The sequence below is a fragment of the Paenibacillus algorifonticola genome (assembly GCF_000971975.1).
GTDB classification, from domain to species: Bacteria; Bacillota; Bacilli; order Paenibacillales; family Paenibacillaceae; genus Pristimantibacillus; species Pristimantibacillus algorifonticola.
Window position 1 is genome coordinate 177,261 of sequence record NZ_LAQO01000003.1, and the last position, 18,177, is coordinate 195,437.

The 18,177-nt window shown below is 39.0% G+C and carries 15 protein-coding genes and 1 pseudogene; 12 read left to right on the plus strand and 4 right to left on the minus strand.

All coding sequences use genetic code 11. The features are described 5' to 3' along the window. Positions 1 to 229 precede the first annotated feature (229 nt). The 10 genes from WH37_RS12775 (at position 230) to WH37_RS12820 (ending at position 12,847) form a co-directional block, all read left to right on the plus strand. Positions 230 to 718: an imm68 putative immunity domain-containing protein gene (locus WH37_RS12775; protein WP_046230963.1), complete on the plus strand. Its 489-nt coding sequence runs from the start codon at positions 230 to 232 to the stop codon at positions 716 to 718. Between the two features lie 320 nt (positions 719 to 1,038). Then, on the plus strand, positions 1,039 to 2,340 hold the full coding sequence (locus tag WH37_RS12780; RefSeq protein ID WP_046230964.1) for a D-alanyl-D-alanine carboxypeptidase family protein: 1,302 nt from the start codon (positions 1,039 to 1,041) through the stop codon (positions 2,338 to 2,340). A 663-nt stretch (positions 2,341 to 3,003) separates the two neighbouring features. Then, the gene (locus WH37_RS12785; RefSeq protein ID WP_046230965.1) at positions 3,004 to 3,669 is read left to right on the plus strand and encodes a TnsA endonuclease N-terminal domain-containing protein; all 666 of its coding nucleotides are present in this window, start codon (positions 3,004 to 3,006) and stop codon (positions 3,667 to 3,669) included. After that, positions 3,662 to 5,626: a DDE-type integrase/transposase/recombinase gene (locus tag WH37_RS12790; RefSeq protein WP_046230966.1), complete on the plus strand. Its 1,965-nt coding sequence runs from the start codon at positions 3,662 to 3,664 to the stop codon at positions 5,624 to 5,626. The genes WH37_RS12785 and WH37_RS12790 overlap by 8 nt, the downstream gene beginning before the upstream one ends. Positions 5,627 to 5,639: 13 nt before the next feature. Beyond that, entirely contained in the window at positions 5,640 to 6,650 is a 1,011-nt protein-coding gene (locus WH37_RS12795) for an ATP-binding protein (RefSeq protein ID WP_046230967.1), read from the plus strand. After that, positions 6,647 to 8,113, plus strand: coding sequence for a hypothetical protein (locus WH37_RS12800; protein ID WP_046230968.1), 1,467 nt, complete (start codon positions 6,647 to 6,649; stop codon positions 8,111 to 8,113). The genes WH37_RS12795 and WH37_RS12800 overlap by 4 nt, the downstream gene beginning before the upstream one ends. Positions 8,114 to 8,208: 95 nt before the next feature. Further along, positions 8,209 to 8,874, plus strand: coding sequence for a TauD/TfdA dioxygenase family protein (locus WH37_RS12805; RefSeq protein WP_046230969.1), 666 nt, complete (start codon positions 8,209 to 8,211; stop codon positions 8,872 to 8,874). Between the two features lie 17 nt (positions 8,875 to 8,891). Next, the gene (locus tag WH37_RS12810) at positions 8,892 to 9,785 is read left to right on the plus strand and encodes a hypothetical protein (protein WP_046230970.1); all 894 of its coding nucleotides are present in this window, start codon (positions 8,892 to 8,894) and stop codon (positions 9,783 to 9,785) included. A gap of 133 nt (positions 9,786 to 9,918) precedes the next feature. Beyond that, entirely contained in the window at positions 9,919 to 11,697 is a 1,779-nt protein-coding gene (locus WH37_RS12815; RefSeq protein WP_046230971.1) for an ATP-dependent nuclease, read from the plus strand. Between the two features lie 28 nt (positions 11,698 to 11,725). Continuing rightward, positions 11,726 to 12,847, plus strand: coding sequence for an AlbA family DNA-binding domain-containing protein (locus tag WH37_RS12820; protein ID WP_197091362.1), 1,122 nt, complete (start codon positions 11,726 to 11,728; stop codon positions 12,845 to 12,847). A 214-nt stretch (positions 12,848 to 13,061) separates the two neighbouring features. Here the strand turns inward: WH37_RS12820 and xerS are convergent, their stop codons facing one another. Continuing rightward, entirely contained in the window at positions 13,062 to 14,132 is a 1,071-nt protein-coding gene (gene xerS, locus WH37_RS12825; protein ID WP_046230973.1) for a tyrosine recombinase XerS, read from the minus strand. Between the two features lie 171 nt (positions 14,133 to 14,303). Between xerS and WH37_RS34620 the strand changes: the two are divergent. Both WH37_RS34620 and WH37_RS12830 read left to right on the plus strand, forming a co-directional pair. Further along, positions 14,304 to 14,546: pseudogene (locus WH37_RS34620) on the plus strand (EamA family transporter); the annotation flags it as partial. Between the two features lie 89 nt (positions 14,547 to 14,635). Then, positions 14,636 to 15,148, plus strand: a complete 513-nt coding sequence (locus WH37_RS12830) for a nucleoside deaminase (RefSeq protein WP_046230974.1) — start codon at positions 14,636 to 14,638, stop codon at positions 15,146 to 15,148. Positions 15,149 to 15,566: 418 nt separating this feature from the next. On the opposite strand, the gene WH37_RS12835 is transcribed toward WH37_RS12830, so the two are convergent. Genes WH37_RS12835 through WH37_RS12845 form a run of 3 tightly spaced genes read right to left on the minus strand, consistent with a single transcriptional unit; the run spans position 15,567 to position 18,144 of the window. After that, complete coding sequence (locus tag WH37_RS12835; RefSeq protein ID WP_046230975.1) at positions 15,567 to 16,649, minus strand: alkene reductase; 1,083 nt, start codon at positions 16,647 to 16,649, stop codon at positions 15,567 to 15,569. Between the two features lie 34 nt (positions 16,650 to 16,683). Continuing rightward, positions 16,684 to 17,385 (minus strand): SDR family oxidoreductase, encoded by a 702-nt coding sequence (locus WH37_RS12840; RefSeq protein WP_046230976.1) that lies wholly within the window; start codon positions 17,383 to 17,385, stop codon positions 16,684 to 16,686. Positions 17,386 to 17,445: 60 nt separating this feature from the next. After that, positions 17,446 to 18,144, minus strand: a complete 699-nt coding sequence (locus WH37_RS12845; protein WP_046230977.1) for an SDR family oxidoreductase — start codon at positions 18,142 to 18,144, stop codon at positions 17,446 to 17,448. Between the last annotated feature and the right edge of the window lie 33 nt (positions 18,145 to 18,177).

Sequence of the window (18,177 nt, forward strand, 5' to 3'; positions counted from 1 at the left end):
TCAACGGCCTTGGTTTCCTGAGGTGTCAGGATTTTCAGTGGTAATTGTTTCAGGGACCTTTGCAGGACTATTATCTAATTTTTTAGTATATCTTTTTTTCTGAGAAGAGAAATAAAATTAGAAAAATCATTGAATATGTAGAACAAACAAATGAAAGGGCATTCCAGGTGTATTAAAGAAACTATCTTATTTGGAAAATTAGAATGCCTAAAAGAAAGTGGAGATGAACATGTACATAAGCAAATGGTGGGGAGATTTAATTGGCGGTTCCGATGATTCGCTTGCATTAATAGACTATTTGGAACAATTGGACTTAACGGATGTGACGCTCATTCAGATTTTAAAGGACCTTGGTTTCGATATTTTGCTTTCTGAGGGGGACTTGAAAAACGGCGGAAATATTGGATTTGATATGAGAAGTGCTAACGGCATGTTTCGGGTAGAACTTGATATTGCCTGCGGTGCTCTAATCGATCTTTCAGCCATTGTGCTGGAGAGTCTTAAATCAGGCTATGTCGATTTGCATGATTTGGATGAGGCTAGGCAGCCGCGCAAACTTTATATTGATGCCTCCGAAGAAAAAAGAAACCTGCTTCGGGATGAATTGAACAAGTTTTCCCGTAATCCGCTGTCCTACGATTTAGCCGAGCTTGTTCCGGCCGATGATATGAGGGAGCTTGCGGAAAAGGCAAAAATGATCGCAGATGAGCTGTTATAAGTTGGTCTTAGCCTTTGGATATGGGCAGGTTTAGCGATTTCGCTCCGCGCCGGATTTTTCGCTGATAGACCCGATAAGCTGAACCGAATCACAAATTATCATCGGAAGAGAGGGATATCGCTATGAAGTGTGTTAGTAAAACTATGCTTCGTGAAATTTTACCGATGCAAAGTTACGAGACTCGCTCCATGCAAAGTCTAATTTTTTCAATTTGGTGAGGTGAGTTCTATTGAACTTTTGGTTGATGGAGAACATAAAGAAAGCTTAATGGGACACATCGATTTGGAACGTCCAATGATCAGAAATGAGGATAGAGAACATTGATTTTTAGAATATTCAAACCATTAATCACAGTAATCGTCGTTTGTATACTGGCAATATATGTGTTACCGCTCTCAGTTTCAGCCACGAACCAAGGAACACTTAACTCATCGGGGATGTCTGACATACCGACTGTGGAATCATTGCATCTTAATGTTAAATCCGCCATTCTCATTGAACAAACTACAGGAGATGTTCTATTGTCCATCAATGCCGATCAGGGCTTTGCGCCGGCAAGTATGGTCAAAATGATGACAGAGTACATTGTTGCCAAAAAAGTTAGAACAGGAGAACTATCCTGGGATGACATCGTTACAGTCAGCGATCATGCATCTAAAAGCATAGGTACCCGTGCATTTCTTGCAGAAGGAGATCAGCATACGGTAAAAGAACTGTACACCGCAATGGCAGTGGGATCCGCGAATGATGCTGCGATTGCTCTTTCTGAGCATGTATCGGGCACAGAACAGAACTTTGTAACACTTATGAATGAGGAAGCCAAACGCATGGAACTGACTAAAACCCATTTTATCAATGCTACCGGACTGAGCCGCGCCGACATGCCAGAAGGCTTTCGCCCTGATGAAATGGGAGAAACGCTGATGTCAGCAAAAGACGTGGCCACATTGGCGAAAAACCTTATTCAAGATGAACCAGATTATGCTGATGTCACATCCATTCCATTTTACAAGATGCGTAAGTCCGATAAAGATCCAATTGTCAATTCAAACCGGATGCTAGAGACTAACAAAGCTATTCCGAGTTATGCTTATGAGGGCTTGGATGGGCTCAAGACAGGATATACCGAAAGCGCAGGCTATTGCTTTACCGGAACTGCAGAGCGCAATGGTATGCGTTTAATCAGTGTTGTCATGGGGACTCCATCGATGGGGAGCCGCTTCGAAGAGACGGCAAAGGTATTAGACTATGGATTCAATCACTTTACAATGAATCAAGTAATTCCTGCTGGGAGTTTAGTCACTGGGATGGAAACATCTCCTGTCAAGGGCGGGAAAGAAAAAAATGTTCAGATAGTAACAAAAGATGATGTTTATTTTATTCTCCCGAAATCAGATGTATCTACACAACCTATTGCTACAGTCAATTTAGTTCCAGGTGGGCTCGCTGCCCCTGTGGTAGCTGGTACAAAAGCTGGAACGGCGACATTTACTTACGTAGTCAAAGGGCAAAGCGTCGTACAATTAAGAACTGTTGATTTAATCACTGAGCGAACAGTGGAGAAAGAAAACTGGTTTATGTTACTTCTTCGGTCAATTGGTGGTTTCTTTAGTGCTGATTAGCAGTGTCAAGATGCTTTGAAAGATTATGAATTGGAGAACGAATAGGGTCTTTTAATTTGAACGGAATGATAAACAAAAAAGAAATATACAGCAGAACGATTTCGAGTGGAGACTGATCCCGATACTTGATCAGTTGAATATAAGAAGTCTTGCTAAGTCACTCCATGATTGAAACCATTTTCGAGCAGGAAAGAAGCTGCCAAGTTTGAAGAGGGGTTTAAACTCGTCTTCTTTCATAAGTTGTCTCTTACAACCGATGGAATACAGGTAACCACTCCTGATTTTCCATCGGTTGTTCTATTTTTGTGATGAAATTTTTTGCAGTAAAAAGCTTTTTTCAGAATGAAGATTTTTTCTTCGAGTAAAAGGGATGTAAGTTTGACCGCTTTTACAGTTAAGTATATATGTTCTTGTCTTTTAAGGTACTATGTTCTTGTCCTCCGACAACCGACACACATGTCCAATGACACAAAACAACCCCCAATTCACTTCCAGAATTTACTGGACATATCAGTGAATTGGGGGTATATTTGTGTCAAGATAAAATGACACAAATATACCCCCGAATTAAGAGTTCGTCACAATACTTCCCTCAAATAAAGAGTTTTCTTACCGCTGATCAGCGGCGACAAGATGAACAATTTACGAAAATGAGGTGAAAGCGTGTACACACCAATCCCCATGAAGCGCAGCACTCGATACGGTAATAATTATTGGGAAGCATTCAGCGTCAAAATGAATCGAGATGTACGATTTTTTAGTGACCTGGAATACGATCATTGGATTCTCGTTGAAGCTGATTCGGACATTGTTGCCTTCTGTGAACAGCCCAAGCGAATACAAGTCGAATGGCAAGGAGAATTGGTAGAATCCATTTTTGACATGTGGATTCAGCGAATGAACGGAACGGAGTGCTTCTTGGAAGTGAAATACGCTTCTGAACTTGACCCTAACGACAAAAGATTTTCATCAAGATCTTATAAACAAACGAATGCTCAAGCAAAATGGTGCCAAGAAAATGGTTACAATCATCTCATTCGAACCGATAAAGACATCCGATCAAACTTGATTTATTTGAATAATTTGAAAACTATCATACCATACATTCAACAACGCCCTGTTCTTGTGGAAACGGTCCAATATCAAATTATGAATGTTCTAGGTAAGACCTCCAAAACCACGATAGAAGGGATAGAACAAGCGCTTCCGGTTCTTGGTCGTCAACGGATTCGGGAAACTGTGTATCAGCTGATTTATCGGGGAATGATTGACTCTACAATCACTCACAAACCTTTAGATTCAAAAACAGAGGTGTGGAGCAATGCCTAAAAAAAGATGGATTGAGAATGAGAAAATTGATCCGGCACATTTAGATACATCAATCTGGCCGATTGTTCATGAAGATAAATTGGATTCTAATGACAAAGAGACTTTTTTTGCGAGAAAAAAGGCCATCGACATGTATATGAAGAATGAGCGCCCACTCCATGAAATTAGCGCCGTTACACTCATTGACAGGAAAGATATATTGGCATTTGTGAAGAGATGCCTTTCTTACGATGACCAAGGTAGAATCTGGGGTTATAGAGCACTTATTCCCAGGAAACGTTTAAAACAATATGAACGCAAGTCTCTACCTATATTATCAACGCAGGACGAGCTATCCAAAATGACGGGCGCTTTTACATTGCTATTAAAGCAGTATCCTACCGTTAAAGAAACGATTGACAATTTGTATTTGGGTAGAAATACAAAACGAGAAGTACGATCCCCTAAAATTAGTGTGAAAGATCTTCATGGTAAACTCTTGGATGCCTGTACGAAGGCAGGTATTACATCCAGTGAATATCCATTTATAAGTGGAGATTTAGGAAAACGGTCGTTATATCGTTATGTCGATATTCTTGAACAATGGCATTTTGGCGAAGCCGCTAAACGCTACGGTGAGAATGCAAGTCAAAAAGCAAGACATACAGGAATAGGCGCTCCGAATGCCCCTTCACCAGTTAGACCTTTGGAACGTGTTCAATTTGACGGACATCGAATAGATTGTTCAATTGCCATCGTGTTCCACACGCCAGAAGGCGACGAAATTGTGGAGGTAATGGATCGCCTTTGGTTACTCTGCATCATTGATGTTGCGACAAGAATCATCTTGGGTCACCATCTTAGCTTTAATAAGGAGTATTCCGCTAGCGATGTACTGCATTGCATTAAAAAAGCTGTCATGCCCAAAGAAGTGCTTCAATTAACAATCCCAGGATTAACTTATCACCCGAATGGCGGTTATGCATCAAGGCTGTTTCCTGAAATGGAATGGGCTTTGTGGGATGAGTTTCATCTTGATAATGGTAAATCTAATTTAGCGAATCAAGTCAGAGATCGACTAAAACGAACCATAGGTTGCTCGGTTAATGCTGGTCCTGTGGCATTGCCAATGAGAAGAGGAATAATTGAAAGGTTTTTCGAAACGTTAGAAGAAAATGGGTTCCATCGTCTAGTAAACACAACCGGCAGCAACCCAAAAGATCCACGACGGCAAGATCCGGAGAAAAAAGCAGTGAAATATCGGATTACCGCTGAGCACATAGAAGAACTGACAGATGTACTCATATCCAACTACAACGGAACGAAACATGAAGGAATAAATCTTTTGACACCGCTGCAATGTTTAGAACAACGTTTAAACAGAGGTTTACTTCCACGAGTTATGACTGAGGAAAAGAGACAGGAAATCGCTTTTCTTTCTCTTGCAGCAAATCGAGTTGTTCAAGGAAACATTAGCCAAGGAAAGCGTCCTTTTATTTATTACGAGGGGACTGAATATCGTAATGAAGTATTATCACGAAGTCCTGAACTTATTGGTACCCCATTAGATCTACTGGTGAATATCGACGATCTCCGAGTAATTAGAGCATTTTTGCCTGATGGAAGTGAGTTTGGCACACTTACGGCCAATGGAAAATGGGGTATTACGCCGCATTCACTTCAAGTTAGAAAACAGATAAACAAATTAAAAAAGTTGAAAATACTGCATTTCACCAATTACGATGATCCAATTGAATGCTATCACAGATATTTGCAAGAACAGGCTAAAACGAGCCGATCGGATCGTAATCGGTTAGCTGCACTTCAACGAAGTAAAAAAAAGGAGAAAGAGAAATTGGTCTCCAAAGAGGTTCTTCCTGATGATACTCAGAGCGAAAATGTTGTTCCATTAATAGAAGCATCCACTAAAAAGAGTATGAATATAGATCGAAAACGGTTTAGGACCATTACTTATTAGCGGAGGGAGAGTCATGGTAAATCAACCTAGTCCCATCGAAAAAAGTTCTGCCTTGTCACCGCCAAGACCGTATGTGGCTCAAGGTACTCATCCCATTGAGACCGGAAGATACCTGCTGCCGACGAACGAAATTATTCGTATGTATGATACCGTTGCCCAATGGATCACAAATCGTTCACCCGGCGGGATGATTTACGGCAGACCGAGACTCGGGAAATCAAGAGCCATTACGTATCTTTCATACGAACTTCCGAATGAATTCGGTAATCATCTCCCGATATTTACTATGAAATGTCGACAATACAAACAACCGAGTGAGAGTAGCTTCTTTGAAGATATATTGAATGATGTAGGGCACGCTTTGCCCTTTAACGGAAAAGCCAATTTAAAAAGAGATCGACTATATCGATACTTTGTAGAAAAGGCTGAACGCTCAGCTCAAAAACGTATTATTTTGTTCATCGATGATGCTCAACGTCTTTTTGAAATTCAATATGGCTGGTTGATGGATATTTACAACGAACTTGATAGTTCAGGCATTAGCATGACAGTTATCTTGGTTGGACAGGAGGAACTTGTTCATCAACGCAGCGCATTTATTCAAGCCAAGAAAGCTCAGATCATCGGAAGATTTATGGTTCACGAATTCAATTTTAAAGGAATAGTCGACGCCGATGATATGGCTGTTTGTTTGTCCGGTTACGACAATATTTCAGAATATCCTGAAAATAGCGGATGGTCCTTTACACGTTACTTTTTTCCAGATGGGTTTGATCATCATGGATGTCGTCTTGAGAATTGTGCAAAGGATCTATTTAGCATATTTACGAATCTTCGCAAAGAACACGGACTTACAAGAGCAACTGAAATACCAATGCAATATTTAACGCTAACAGTTGAAAATGCACTTCGTCATTTTGGAGCAAATGGAGAGGATCTTCACTGGCTGAACAATGAGCAATGGAAATCCTCGATTACTAGCTCTGGTTACATTGAAGCCGAGACATACCACGAAGTGGTATGAGAAAACTAAAATGTGTTTTTCCTGAGTATAAAGAAATACAGAGGCAATTCACTTGGAATCCGGACTGGATCTCAGATTACGAATCACCTTGGGGAATTTTCGAAAAATTTAAGTACGCAAATTGCGTTACGGCAAAAGATATTCTGTTCCAATTCGGTAATGAGGAAGTATTAAGTAGAAGATCCATAAGTTACAGTCAACAGAATTGCAATCTAATTGATATGCCCCGATTGAACAATGAAAGTATTACAAACATCTTGAAATTAGACGTAAAAGCTAGAAATCAAGAGTTTATGAACCTGATGGCATTTGTTCCGAGACATCGTCCTTATCAAGATTTTTTTCGCAAACAGCTTACATTCTGCTTAACGTGCATGAAGAAAGGCTTTCACAGCATATTAAACCAATTCTCGTTAATTCATGTATGTCCTATCCATGGAGATCCATTGTCGGACCGCTGTCCGATATGCGATAAATCTTATCCGTATCGTCTCGGTGATGATGCGTTAACTGCACCGTTTCAATGTTCCTGTGGCCATCAATATTTAAGCGGTACTTGTAATTATTCGGAGTTATGGGAATCCAAACCCGTAATCCAATCAACCGAAGTGGCTGATTGGATATCCATGCACTATAAACAAAAGATCAATTTTAATGATCTCATTTTGTCCAGTGAAATTTCGTTTCGTAATTTACAAGGTGGCATGGATTTTATTTTGCAGGCAGTCGATCCAAGTTATAAATCAATTCAGCCCGAAAAACATTATGTGGTTAAGTCGCCGTCAAGAATCATGGTTTACGGAAATTATAATAAAGAATTCGAATCCATTAGAGAGTCTGGCAGTGATGAGAGGTACCTCAGATTCATTGAAAAAATAAACGAACTGATTTACCAGAGCAATAGAAGCACCTTCTATGCGATTGCTAAACACTTGAGAGCTACAATCCTTCGGGATCATATCGCTTGTGTTAGAAAGTTAGAACTGTTTGATACCAAATGCCCTTATGCGTTTGCATATGTAAATTGGAAAAAATTTATTGAAGGACATACACATACGCGACAGGTAGACAATAAATATCGGCCTTCAAGAGAACGAAGCAAATATGAAATGGAGTTCATCTCAAAACAAGACGACTCGGCATTATGGGATATTATCACCAAGTGGGAATATGGCAAGCCCTATTGGAAGTATAAACATCTTACAGCAACAATTTGGATTATCAACAGAGTGCTTGCTCATTTCGCTCTCAATCATTTTTACAGCTGGTTAGAAATCGCTAAGAATACGGAATCACTTGGCTTGGAGTTTGATAATGTTCCTTTTCGTTACGAAAACGTTCCGTTTTTTCTTATCAAACTACCTCGTGACAATGAAAAGGAACTAGAGTTCCATTGGTGGCTTAAGGACCATGATCAAAACAAGCCCCATTTGGTGTGCCCATTCAAAACTGGTTTCGGATAATCTGTTCGTAGTGAAGTTATGAATAAGCTCGAACTACAGCAGCTAATTTCAAGCCATCTTATGGTTTCCTAATTTCTAAATATGGAGCGTATGGTATGGATATTGACTTAAACAAATTGCGTGATACCGGATGGATTTTCTTAAGGGGAGAGAAGTCACTGAAACAAGATAATCTACTAAAACTAGCAAACACCTTGGGTGAACCAATTCCATCGAGGGCAACTGGTACCCTAGTTGATACACTAATGCCTGTAGATACGAAGAAGGCAAGACCAAATTCATTGAGCGCATTATATGGGACAGGTCATTTTCCATTACATACTGATACTGCTTATAAAAAAGTTCCAGCAAGATATATTTTATTGTATGCAAAGCAAATTGAGGGTGAAGTTCAGTCAACAACTTTAATAGATCTTGAGAAAATTAAGTTTTCTCAAGATCTTGAAGAGCGTTTAGATAGATGTTTATACACCATTATAAATAGTCGGCATAGTTTCTTGGCTACTCTACGTGGATATAGCAATACTCACAGAAAGAACTGGATCAGGTTCGATACAAGCTGTATGCTCGCAACGAATAAGGAATCAACTGTTACAATAAACGAGCTTAATGAATCGATCTCCAAAGTTACATTGGATACAATAAACTGGACTCAAGGCGATATATTGATCATAGATAATTGGCGTTGTTTGCATGGACGAGGAGTAGCTAATTCGAGCGCCAAAGCAGTTCGGGTTATAGAAAGAGTTACAATACAATAAGAAATACGGAGGCCATTATGATAGATTACGAATCCTTATGGAACAAATCTAAATTATACATGGGAAAAGCAATTAACAAACGTGACGAAGGGGATTTCGCTGAGTTTCAACTCTGGGCATCTCTTTTTTTGGAACTCTTAGGGAAGGCTGCATTAGCATATAAGCACCCGTCATTGATTGTTGATCCCAACACTCCACACGGATTCTTGGTTGCTATTAACGAGTCTCAGAGCACAGATTTTAAGACAATTACAGCAAAAACAGTATTTGAACGCCTTCAAAACTTAGTAAATGTCCCCCGTTTTGATGCTGATACAAAGAAATTTTGCATGACTCTAGCAAATCACAGAAACGAGGAATTGCACTCGGGAGCACTTCCTTTCGTAGGAATGAGTATGGACCACTGGCTGCCAAAGTTTTGGGATGTATGTAAAATGCTTCTTGAGTTTCAAAACAAATCGTTACGTGATCTGCTCGGACCAAGAGAGGCAAGAGCGACAGAAGAGATTATTCAAGCTCGGTCCGTCAGTTTGAAGGCGATAATTGAAGCTCGAATTCAGAGACATCGTACAGAAGTGAGGATAAAATACGAAGGTCCTGTTCCTCGTGATGTGTTGAAAGTGATCCCTGTATTATCAGATGATGATCAGGAAACCACTACATGCCCTTCTTGCGGCAGCCACGCTGTAATATACGGAGAAATTTTAGATGAAGGACCAGAGTATATCGACGAGGAAGAGCCGTGGATAACATACCAGGATAATCAATATGAAATCACGTCATTAAAGTGTAGAGTTTGCGATTTGAAACTAAATAGTTTAGACGAGGTAACGGCCGCCGGCATAGATCATACGTTTGAGAAAACAATTACTATTGAGCCTGATTATGAACCCGAATACGGAAATGACTAATATGCGGCTTAATAAAATGAATGAGATAATTTAGATTTGGGATTATTATTTTAAGAAATGGTGTTCAATAGCCTGAATTTGTTTTTTCGTAAATTGATTGGTACATTCACCAAAATAACTAGAGGTGCATACAATGAGCCATATTCGTATAGAGGGCATACAAGTCCAAAATTACAGGTCATTTGGCCAAGCAGTAACAGTTCATTTTCCTAATAGCGATTTTAAAAAACCAGTAGCAATAGTCGGGTACAATAATGCAGGTAAGACGAATTTTCTTAATTCAATTTTGTACGGAATAACAGAAAAGTATGTGACTAAAGACACCTTTACAATTAACGACTTTCACAAAAGGAAATTTAGCAATATACCTAAAATTGTAACTAAAGTAAGCAGTAGTAGCGAGCCTAAAGTTGAATGGGGGACTGCAAATCTCACTGGATATCATTTTTTAGAAATCAAACTCGATGGTCATGAAATAGAGAGCACAAAAATTAGTTCCTATGATGACTACAATCAAAGTAGCAGGAGTTCTAGCGCTTTCGGTGCAGCAAAGTATTTTAAAATATTCTACATAAACTTCCATGAAATAAAAAAAGAAATATCGACAAAGAAAACGAGTTGGGGAAACCTGTCTTCTTTTCTTGCAAAGCATATCAGAAGCATAGTGGATACAGATAATATTATGGTTGGAAAAAAAGATGTTTTTAAAGGAGAAGTAAAAAGCGCGACTGATAAAGTTCTTGCAGACTCTAAATTAAATGAATTTCTTGGAAAAATACAAATTAATTATTCAACAAATTTAAGGCAGAATCAGTGCCACATTGAATTTGGATTACCTGATTATGAAGATATATTTTTAGAGATGATGTTTAAAGTGGGTCTTAACGGAGACATGGATAATCTGGTGCCAATCGACCATTTCGGCGATGGTTACATTTCTATGTTTGTTATGGCAGTAATTCAAGCAATAGCAGAGAGCAACGGAACCGACAAGTGCCTGTTTTTATTTGAAGAACCTGAGAGCTTTCTACATGAAAATCACCAAGAATATTTCTACAAAACCGTTCTTTGTGGATTAGCGGAAAAGGGACATCAAGTAATTTATACAACACATTCTGATAAAATGTTGGATATCTTTGATACCCGAGGCTTGATTCGTTTTGAATTTGATGAAATAACCAAACAAACTGTTCTGAAATACAACAAACATGATAAAGAAATTTTTGAAGATTCAGATGAAGAAGCACTTTCTGAAATAAAAGACTATTACAATTATATTAAGCTAATTGATCCAAATCTTAATAAAATAATATTCAGTAAAAAAGTGCTACTAGTAGAAGGTCCCAATGACCTGATGACGTATAAAGAAATTATCAGAAGAAATGTATTGGATATCACTGCTGATGATAAGTATGCTGCTACATATTTGAATTTTAATAATATCTCAATAATTCCACATCATGGTAAAATTACTGCTTCAATTTTAATCAAGCTCTGCAAACATTTTGGAATTGATTATTTTGTGATTAATGATTTCGACTTTGAACAAGATTTTGTCTCAGAACTCACCTTTACATCAATCGATGAGTTGCAAAAAAGCCATCTATATAACGATGGATTAGAAGAAATCATTGTTTTTAATTCCAAAGGTGAAGCAATGAATGCTAAAACCAAACGTTCAATGATAACAACAAATTGGAGATTAATTTCGGAATCATCTCCTGCGAAAATACATTTTAACATTCCAAAACTAGAGTCAGTTATAGGCTATGACTCTAATGACAAAAGCAGTGTTGGAATTTGGAACACACTTAAAAAGACCTCTCATTTTGGAGAGGAGATCTTCCCAGCAAAACTTCAAGAATTCCTTGAAATAACTCAGATCAAGAAGAAGCATGAGGGACAAAATTAAAAAAATTAACAGAAGGGGCAAAGAAAAAATGTCAACTTTTCACAAAACTTTCGATGAAGTGAACGAAGACGATTTGAAATTTTTTATTGAAAGTGGAGCTACAGAAGGGTTACAGCTCGAATTTAAAGAAACGATTTCAAATAACATTAGTCTAGTTGAAGAGGTGGCTGCATTTGCAAATACACAAGGTGGAGATCTATTTATTGGAGTGAAGGAAAGGGAAGGAACTCCGATTGAGGTTACCGGCATTGATATCAACCCCGATCAAGAAATTTTAAAGTATAAGCAATGGGTAGAAACTAATACTGATCCAGCTCTTACAAATATATTGTACAGACATATTTCCTTGACCGGTGGAGGGCACGTTATCCATATACGCGTACCAAGGAGCTGGAATGGGCCACATATGGTTAAGAATTTTAAGTTTATGTTACGTACAGCCTCTGCTAAAGTCCCTGCAGGTACATCTGATATTAGAAGAATGATGAATGTTAGAGATCATTTTCTTGATCAATACAATCGATTTCGTGTACAACGTATAGAAAAAACATTAAACATATATAAACAAGAGACGCCCTTTGTACTAGTTCACTTCTTACCGACTTCTGCTTTTAATATTGAATCAAATTATCCTATAGTCGAAAGGCGAAGTAGTATTAATCTTTCTGTGTTAGGTGGATCAGGATATAACCAGGGCATAAATGCCCATGGATTATACTATCAATCTATAGGAACCAATGGTTATAGGGGGCATACCCAAATATTTCGGAATGCTATTATAGAACAAGTGTCAAATATGTCGTTTAATTATCGTAAAAGCTATGAAGAGCCACGTAAAGAGTTTTTTAGCACTACACATTTTGAAAATTCACTAAGAGATTCAATTCTTAATCAAATAAGGAATTATGAACAGCTGAACATGCAAGATCCCTTTTACATATTCGTTAACCTAATTGGGGCGAGTGGAGTAATAGGACATTCATATGGGGCATATTACATTTCAGCTCCTCAAGCAATCGATGATGATTTACTTCAGCTGCCAGAAACTATGATTGATCCGATTGCAAATCTAGATCTAGAAGTGATTTTATCAACGATTATTAACTATTTATGGAATGCCTTTGGGTTTGTAAGCAAACCAGAACAATGACACAAATGTGCCCTCAATCATTTAGTTGATTGAGGGCACATTTGTGTCAAAACCCTTATTGAGGGTATTGTTGAGTCGTCATTGGGAGGGATTTGAGTCATTAGACAACACAAAAGAAACCAGTCGTGGTAAGGCTTTGAGTCTATTTATATACATATGTATAAAATACGGGTTTTGTGAAAATGTCTGTGAGAATCCGCGTAACCACGCGGGTTTATCGGTCCATGTTATCTACAGCTTTCCTCATCTCTTCATCTGTTAGATGTGTATATATCATTGTTGTTTGTATCGATGAATGTCCTAATTGATTTTTTAATCTCGGGACATCATTGTTCTCTAGATGGTATCGTGTTGCGAAAGAATGTCTTAGTGAATGTACGGTTAAAGCTGGTTTCCCAAAAGCAGTTGCATATTTTTCGATTAGTTTTTCAATGGATCTTTGCGTTAAGCGCCGGCTTTTTCCTTTACGGCCGATAGGAGCTGCAATAAACAAAAAGGGTTCCAGTTTTTCTGGTTTGTATCTTGATTCTCGAATTTGTAGATAACTTTCCACATCTAATAATGCTTGCTTGCTGAAGTAAACGTATTGTTCTTTATTGCCTTTGCGTATCACTCGTACGATAGCTTTACTTAAATCCAGATCTTCCAGGTTAATGCCGGCAACCTCAGAAAGCCTAAGTCCGGAGCCTAAAATAAGAGATACGATCGCTGTATCCCGTTCACGATTCATCTGATGGAAATGATATATCCGTTTATTCTCTTTATTTACTTCTCCGAAATCATGGGCTACAAATTGTCTAAACGCCTCAAATTCGTCTTCTCTGAGAATTTTCCCTTCAATACGGTTCGCAATGGTTTCCTGGCTTTCCTTGACGACATTTAAATCCATTTTGGCCATGACATTACGCTGAATATATGGCTTTAGCTCAGCGGTCTCAGCCTTGTTCTGCAGGTAATCAAACAAGGATTTCAGTGACGATAACTTGCGATTAATCGTGAGATTTGTATTACCCAGCTGATACTCTAAAAAAGATAAAAAATTCTCTACTTCACGGATCGTCAGCGTTTCTAATGAAGCTAAACTAATCTCTGTACGGCTGGCCGTTGTTAAGTTTTCTGCAACCAACCAGTCAAAAAATATAATGTAATCATGGCAATAATTAAGAAGCGTTGTTGGAGAAAGCTTGCGTTTACGGCTATCAATAAATTCAGTCACGAACCACGGCAATTGATTTATTTTTTCATCTATGCGATTCATGTAATGAAGCTTCATTTGTTTGTCCATATGTAAGAACCTCCTATAGTTAAATATATATCACGCATAATTATTCGTCAAATTATTATTTTACGTAATTATATAGGTGTAGCCTTGTTCATCCCATCCGGTTCGCAGGATCGCTGAGGAAGCTAAGTTTTTTTTCTTTAGTTTAGTTGCTACCACTCTTGGAGTCTTTTGATTGTATTACCTCCGCTTTTGTACTCTATTGGTATGCCACATATTGGATCAGGAATGGGTACAATTATGACCGCATCTGAATTACCCATGGCCGTTATAATGTCTTCACTTGTACTAGGAGAATTCGTAGGTTGGTCTCAATGGCTTGGAGTTATTATTATTTTATGCGGTATCTCATTTAGCAGCATAAGACAAAGAGGATCAAGACCACAATCTTCAATGAAGGAATATACATCTCTTTAGACTTAGCGATGTATGAAGGAGAAAGTTATAGGTGAATTCCATCGTTACACATATATCAAAAATCCAAAATTTAAGAAATTGATGAAATAATGATTTCAGAACAAGACTTGAAGCATTTACAACGCTGTGTGGAACTTGCGCGAGTTGCACTAGTAAACGGAGATGAACCGTTTGGTTCCCTTCTAGTCGATCAACAAGGTAATGTGTTGGAAGAAGACTTTAATCATGTTTCTGGGGGTGATCCTACCCAACATCCAGAATTTGCTTTGGCACGATGGGCTGCTAAGCATATGACACCAGAGGAGCTCGCACAAGCAACTGTATATACTTCTGGGGAACATTGCCCGATGTGTGCAACTGCTCATGCTTGGGTTGGATTAGGCCGTATTGTATATGCGAGTTCCTCTGCTCAACTAGTTCAATGGATGAATGAACTAAACGTCCCCCCAGCGCCTATCTACAATTTGTACATTCAGGAGATCATTCGCAATGTGAAAGTTGATGGTCCTATACCTAAGTTATCTGACCAAATCAAAGCACTACATGTTGAACTGCACCAACGAACAAATGAGAGTACCTCTATAATAGAAGAGAAAATTTAAATCTTGCTCGACAATCACTGATGTTGGCATCATTCTTTATAAAGAAAGGTCACTAAAACTTTCTTTTTATATTTGAAGATGCTTTAAAAGGAACCTTATTTGCGAATATATATTGATTGCGGTTCCAGTTTTTCAAATCGCCATAGTTACGCTATCCTGACCGTCAGCTAAATGAATTAGCTGGCGAAAATCGATTAGACATATGCCTAATCGGTAATCGGACTATATTCTTGTCCATTACGGCAATCGGTACAAGTTCTTGTCCTTGGCTCGGGACACGAACTTGCGATAAAACAAAAAAAGCCGCTAAATTAGCGACTTTCAATGGGAATATGTTCTTGTCCCCCGACATCTACAATACCACATGGCGTGCCATTACAGTGGCACGCCATGTGGTATTTATGTTCTTACTGCTGTGTTACTGCCTTTGAGCTTTCACTTCATCCATCGTAGGATAATCTGTATAACCCTTACTTCCGGTACCAGCATATAAAGTATTACGATCAACTTCATTTAAAGGGAACCCTACTTTGAGACGTTCCACAAAATCTGGATTAGCCAAAGACCATACACCAACGGGTACCAGATCAGCTGTGCCACTATCAATATCTACACTAATATCATCAATAGCACGCCCTGCTCTGTTGACCAATAATGCGTTTGTCCAGTTTGTGCGAATGTCTTGGAGAAGCTTCTCATTTCCAAGATGCATGACATGAAGGTAAGCTAAATCCAATTGAGCTAATTCCTTTACGAGGTGGAGATAAAGTTCAGGACCTTGTTCCCCATCTTGTATTCCTCCAAGAGGTGTTCCTGGCGAAATACGGAAGCCGGTTCTTTCTGCTCCAATTTCTTCGATAATAGCTTTCGCTACTTCGATCGCGAAGCGACTACGATTTTCTATAGAGCCTCCATATTCGTCTGTCCGTGTATTTGAATTCTCTCCAAGAAACTGATTAATCAGATAACCATTCGCTCCATGAATTTCGACGCCATCTGCTCCTGCTTTTATAGCCGCTGCTGCTGCTTTTCGGAAATCAGCAATGGTTGTTTGAATATCCTCTTTACTTAACTCCCGCGGAACCGGGATATCCTGCATTCCTTTAGCGGTGAACATCTCCACACCTGGCGCGATTGCAGATGGAGCAACAGGTTGACGATGATGGGGTGTATTATCTGGATGCGACATGCGGCCCACATGCATTAATTGGATAAATATATAACCATCAGCTTTATGCACTGCATTCGTAATCTTATTCCAACCTTCTATATGCTTTTCAGTATAGATACCAGGTGAATTCAAGTAACCTTGCCCATCATCAGAAGGTTGTGTGCCTTCACTAATGATTAACCCCATAGATGCTCTTTGAGCATAGTAAAGGGAGCTTAGTTCACCTGGTGTACCGTCCTCTTCTGCTCTGCTACGTGTCATTGGTGCCATAGCTAAACGATGAGGCAATTCCATTTTTCCGATTTTTGTTTTAGTCCACAATTTACTCATTTCGAACAACTCCTCTGTAGTTTAAATTAGTTTTTTATTTAGAAAGTTGTGGGTATAACGCTGATACCCCACCTGCAAGTGCACCTTGTAGCTTACGACTAATTTCATCTGCGATAATTTCAAAGCTGCCAGATTCTATGCCGTCAATAGCTATTTTCGCGATATCTGCAGGATTGGATTTAGGCATGTCTACGTTGGCAGTCATGTCTGTCTCCATAAAGCCAACATGTAGACCAGCTACTCTTACATTGCGTGGATATAAATTCAATCGTAAATCATTCGTTAATGCCCACTCTGCAGCCTTTGCAGCCGTATACGCGCCTAAAGTTCCCGAACTAAACCATGATAATCCGGAAAGAATATTCAAGATTGATCCTCCCCCGTTTTTCTCTATGATCGGTGCAAATTCCCGAACCATGGACAGTGTACCGAAAAAGTGTGTATTAAATTCCAAACCTATTTTTTCAGAATCACCGTCTAGTAAAGACGCCCCTGTTGATGAACCTGCATTGTTAATTAGCACGGTAACATCCTGAGCGATCATAGCAGCAGCTGCAACTTCTTGAGGTTTGGTAATATCCAACTTAACTGGTGTAACACCTGGAATATCAATAGTCTCCGGGTTTCTTGCACCTGCATACACTTTCGCCCCTCTTGATAGAAGTTCAAGGGCAAGATGGCGGCCAAATCCCCGGTTTGCTCCAGTAACAAATGCTACTTGTTCAGAAATTATCATTTTTATTGTCTCCTTTGTTCTGTTTTTAAGTGAAATTCCTTATTATTACTGCCCCTTATTTTAGGAAAGTTGGGGGTATAGTGCAGCTACACCACCGGCAAGTCCACCTTGTACTTGACGACTAGCATCATCCGCAATAATTTCAAAATTGTCAGATTCTATACCATCAATCGCTGCTTTTGCAACGTCCAAGGGGTTAACTTTGGGAACTTCTAAGCCCGATGTCATGTCTGTCTCCATATAGCCCACATGTAACCCCGCTACTCGAATATTTTGAGAGTGGAGATTTAAACGTAGGTCGTTCGTCAATGCCCATTCTGCAGCTTTTGCAGCCGTATAAGCGCCCACAGTACCCGAACTGTACCAAGACAATAAGGAAAGAATATTCAGAATCGAACCACCGCCATTTTTAGTCATAAGTGGTGCAAAAGAACGAACCATAGAAAGAGTACCAAAGAAATGCGTGTTAAATTCTAAGTGTATTTGATCTAGATCTCCTTCAAGTAAAGAAGCACCTGTTGACGATCCCGCATTGTTTATTAGAAGTGTTACATCCTGAGCGATCTTAGCAGCTTCAATCACCTCTTGAGGATTGGTAATATCCAGTTTCACGGGGATTACACCTGGGATATCAATAGATTCTGGATTTCTTGCTGCTGCATAAACTTTTGCTCCTCTGGACAGAAGTTCTAGCGTTAGATATCGACCAAGACCTCGGTTGGCACCAGTAACAAATGCGACTTGTTCAGAAATTTTCATTTTTATTACTCCTTTTTATTTTGTAGTATAGTA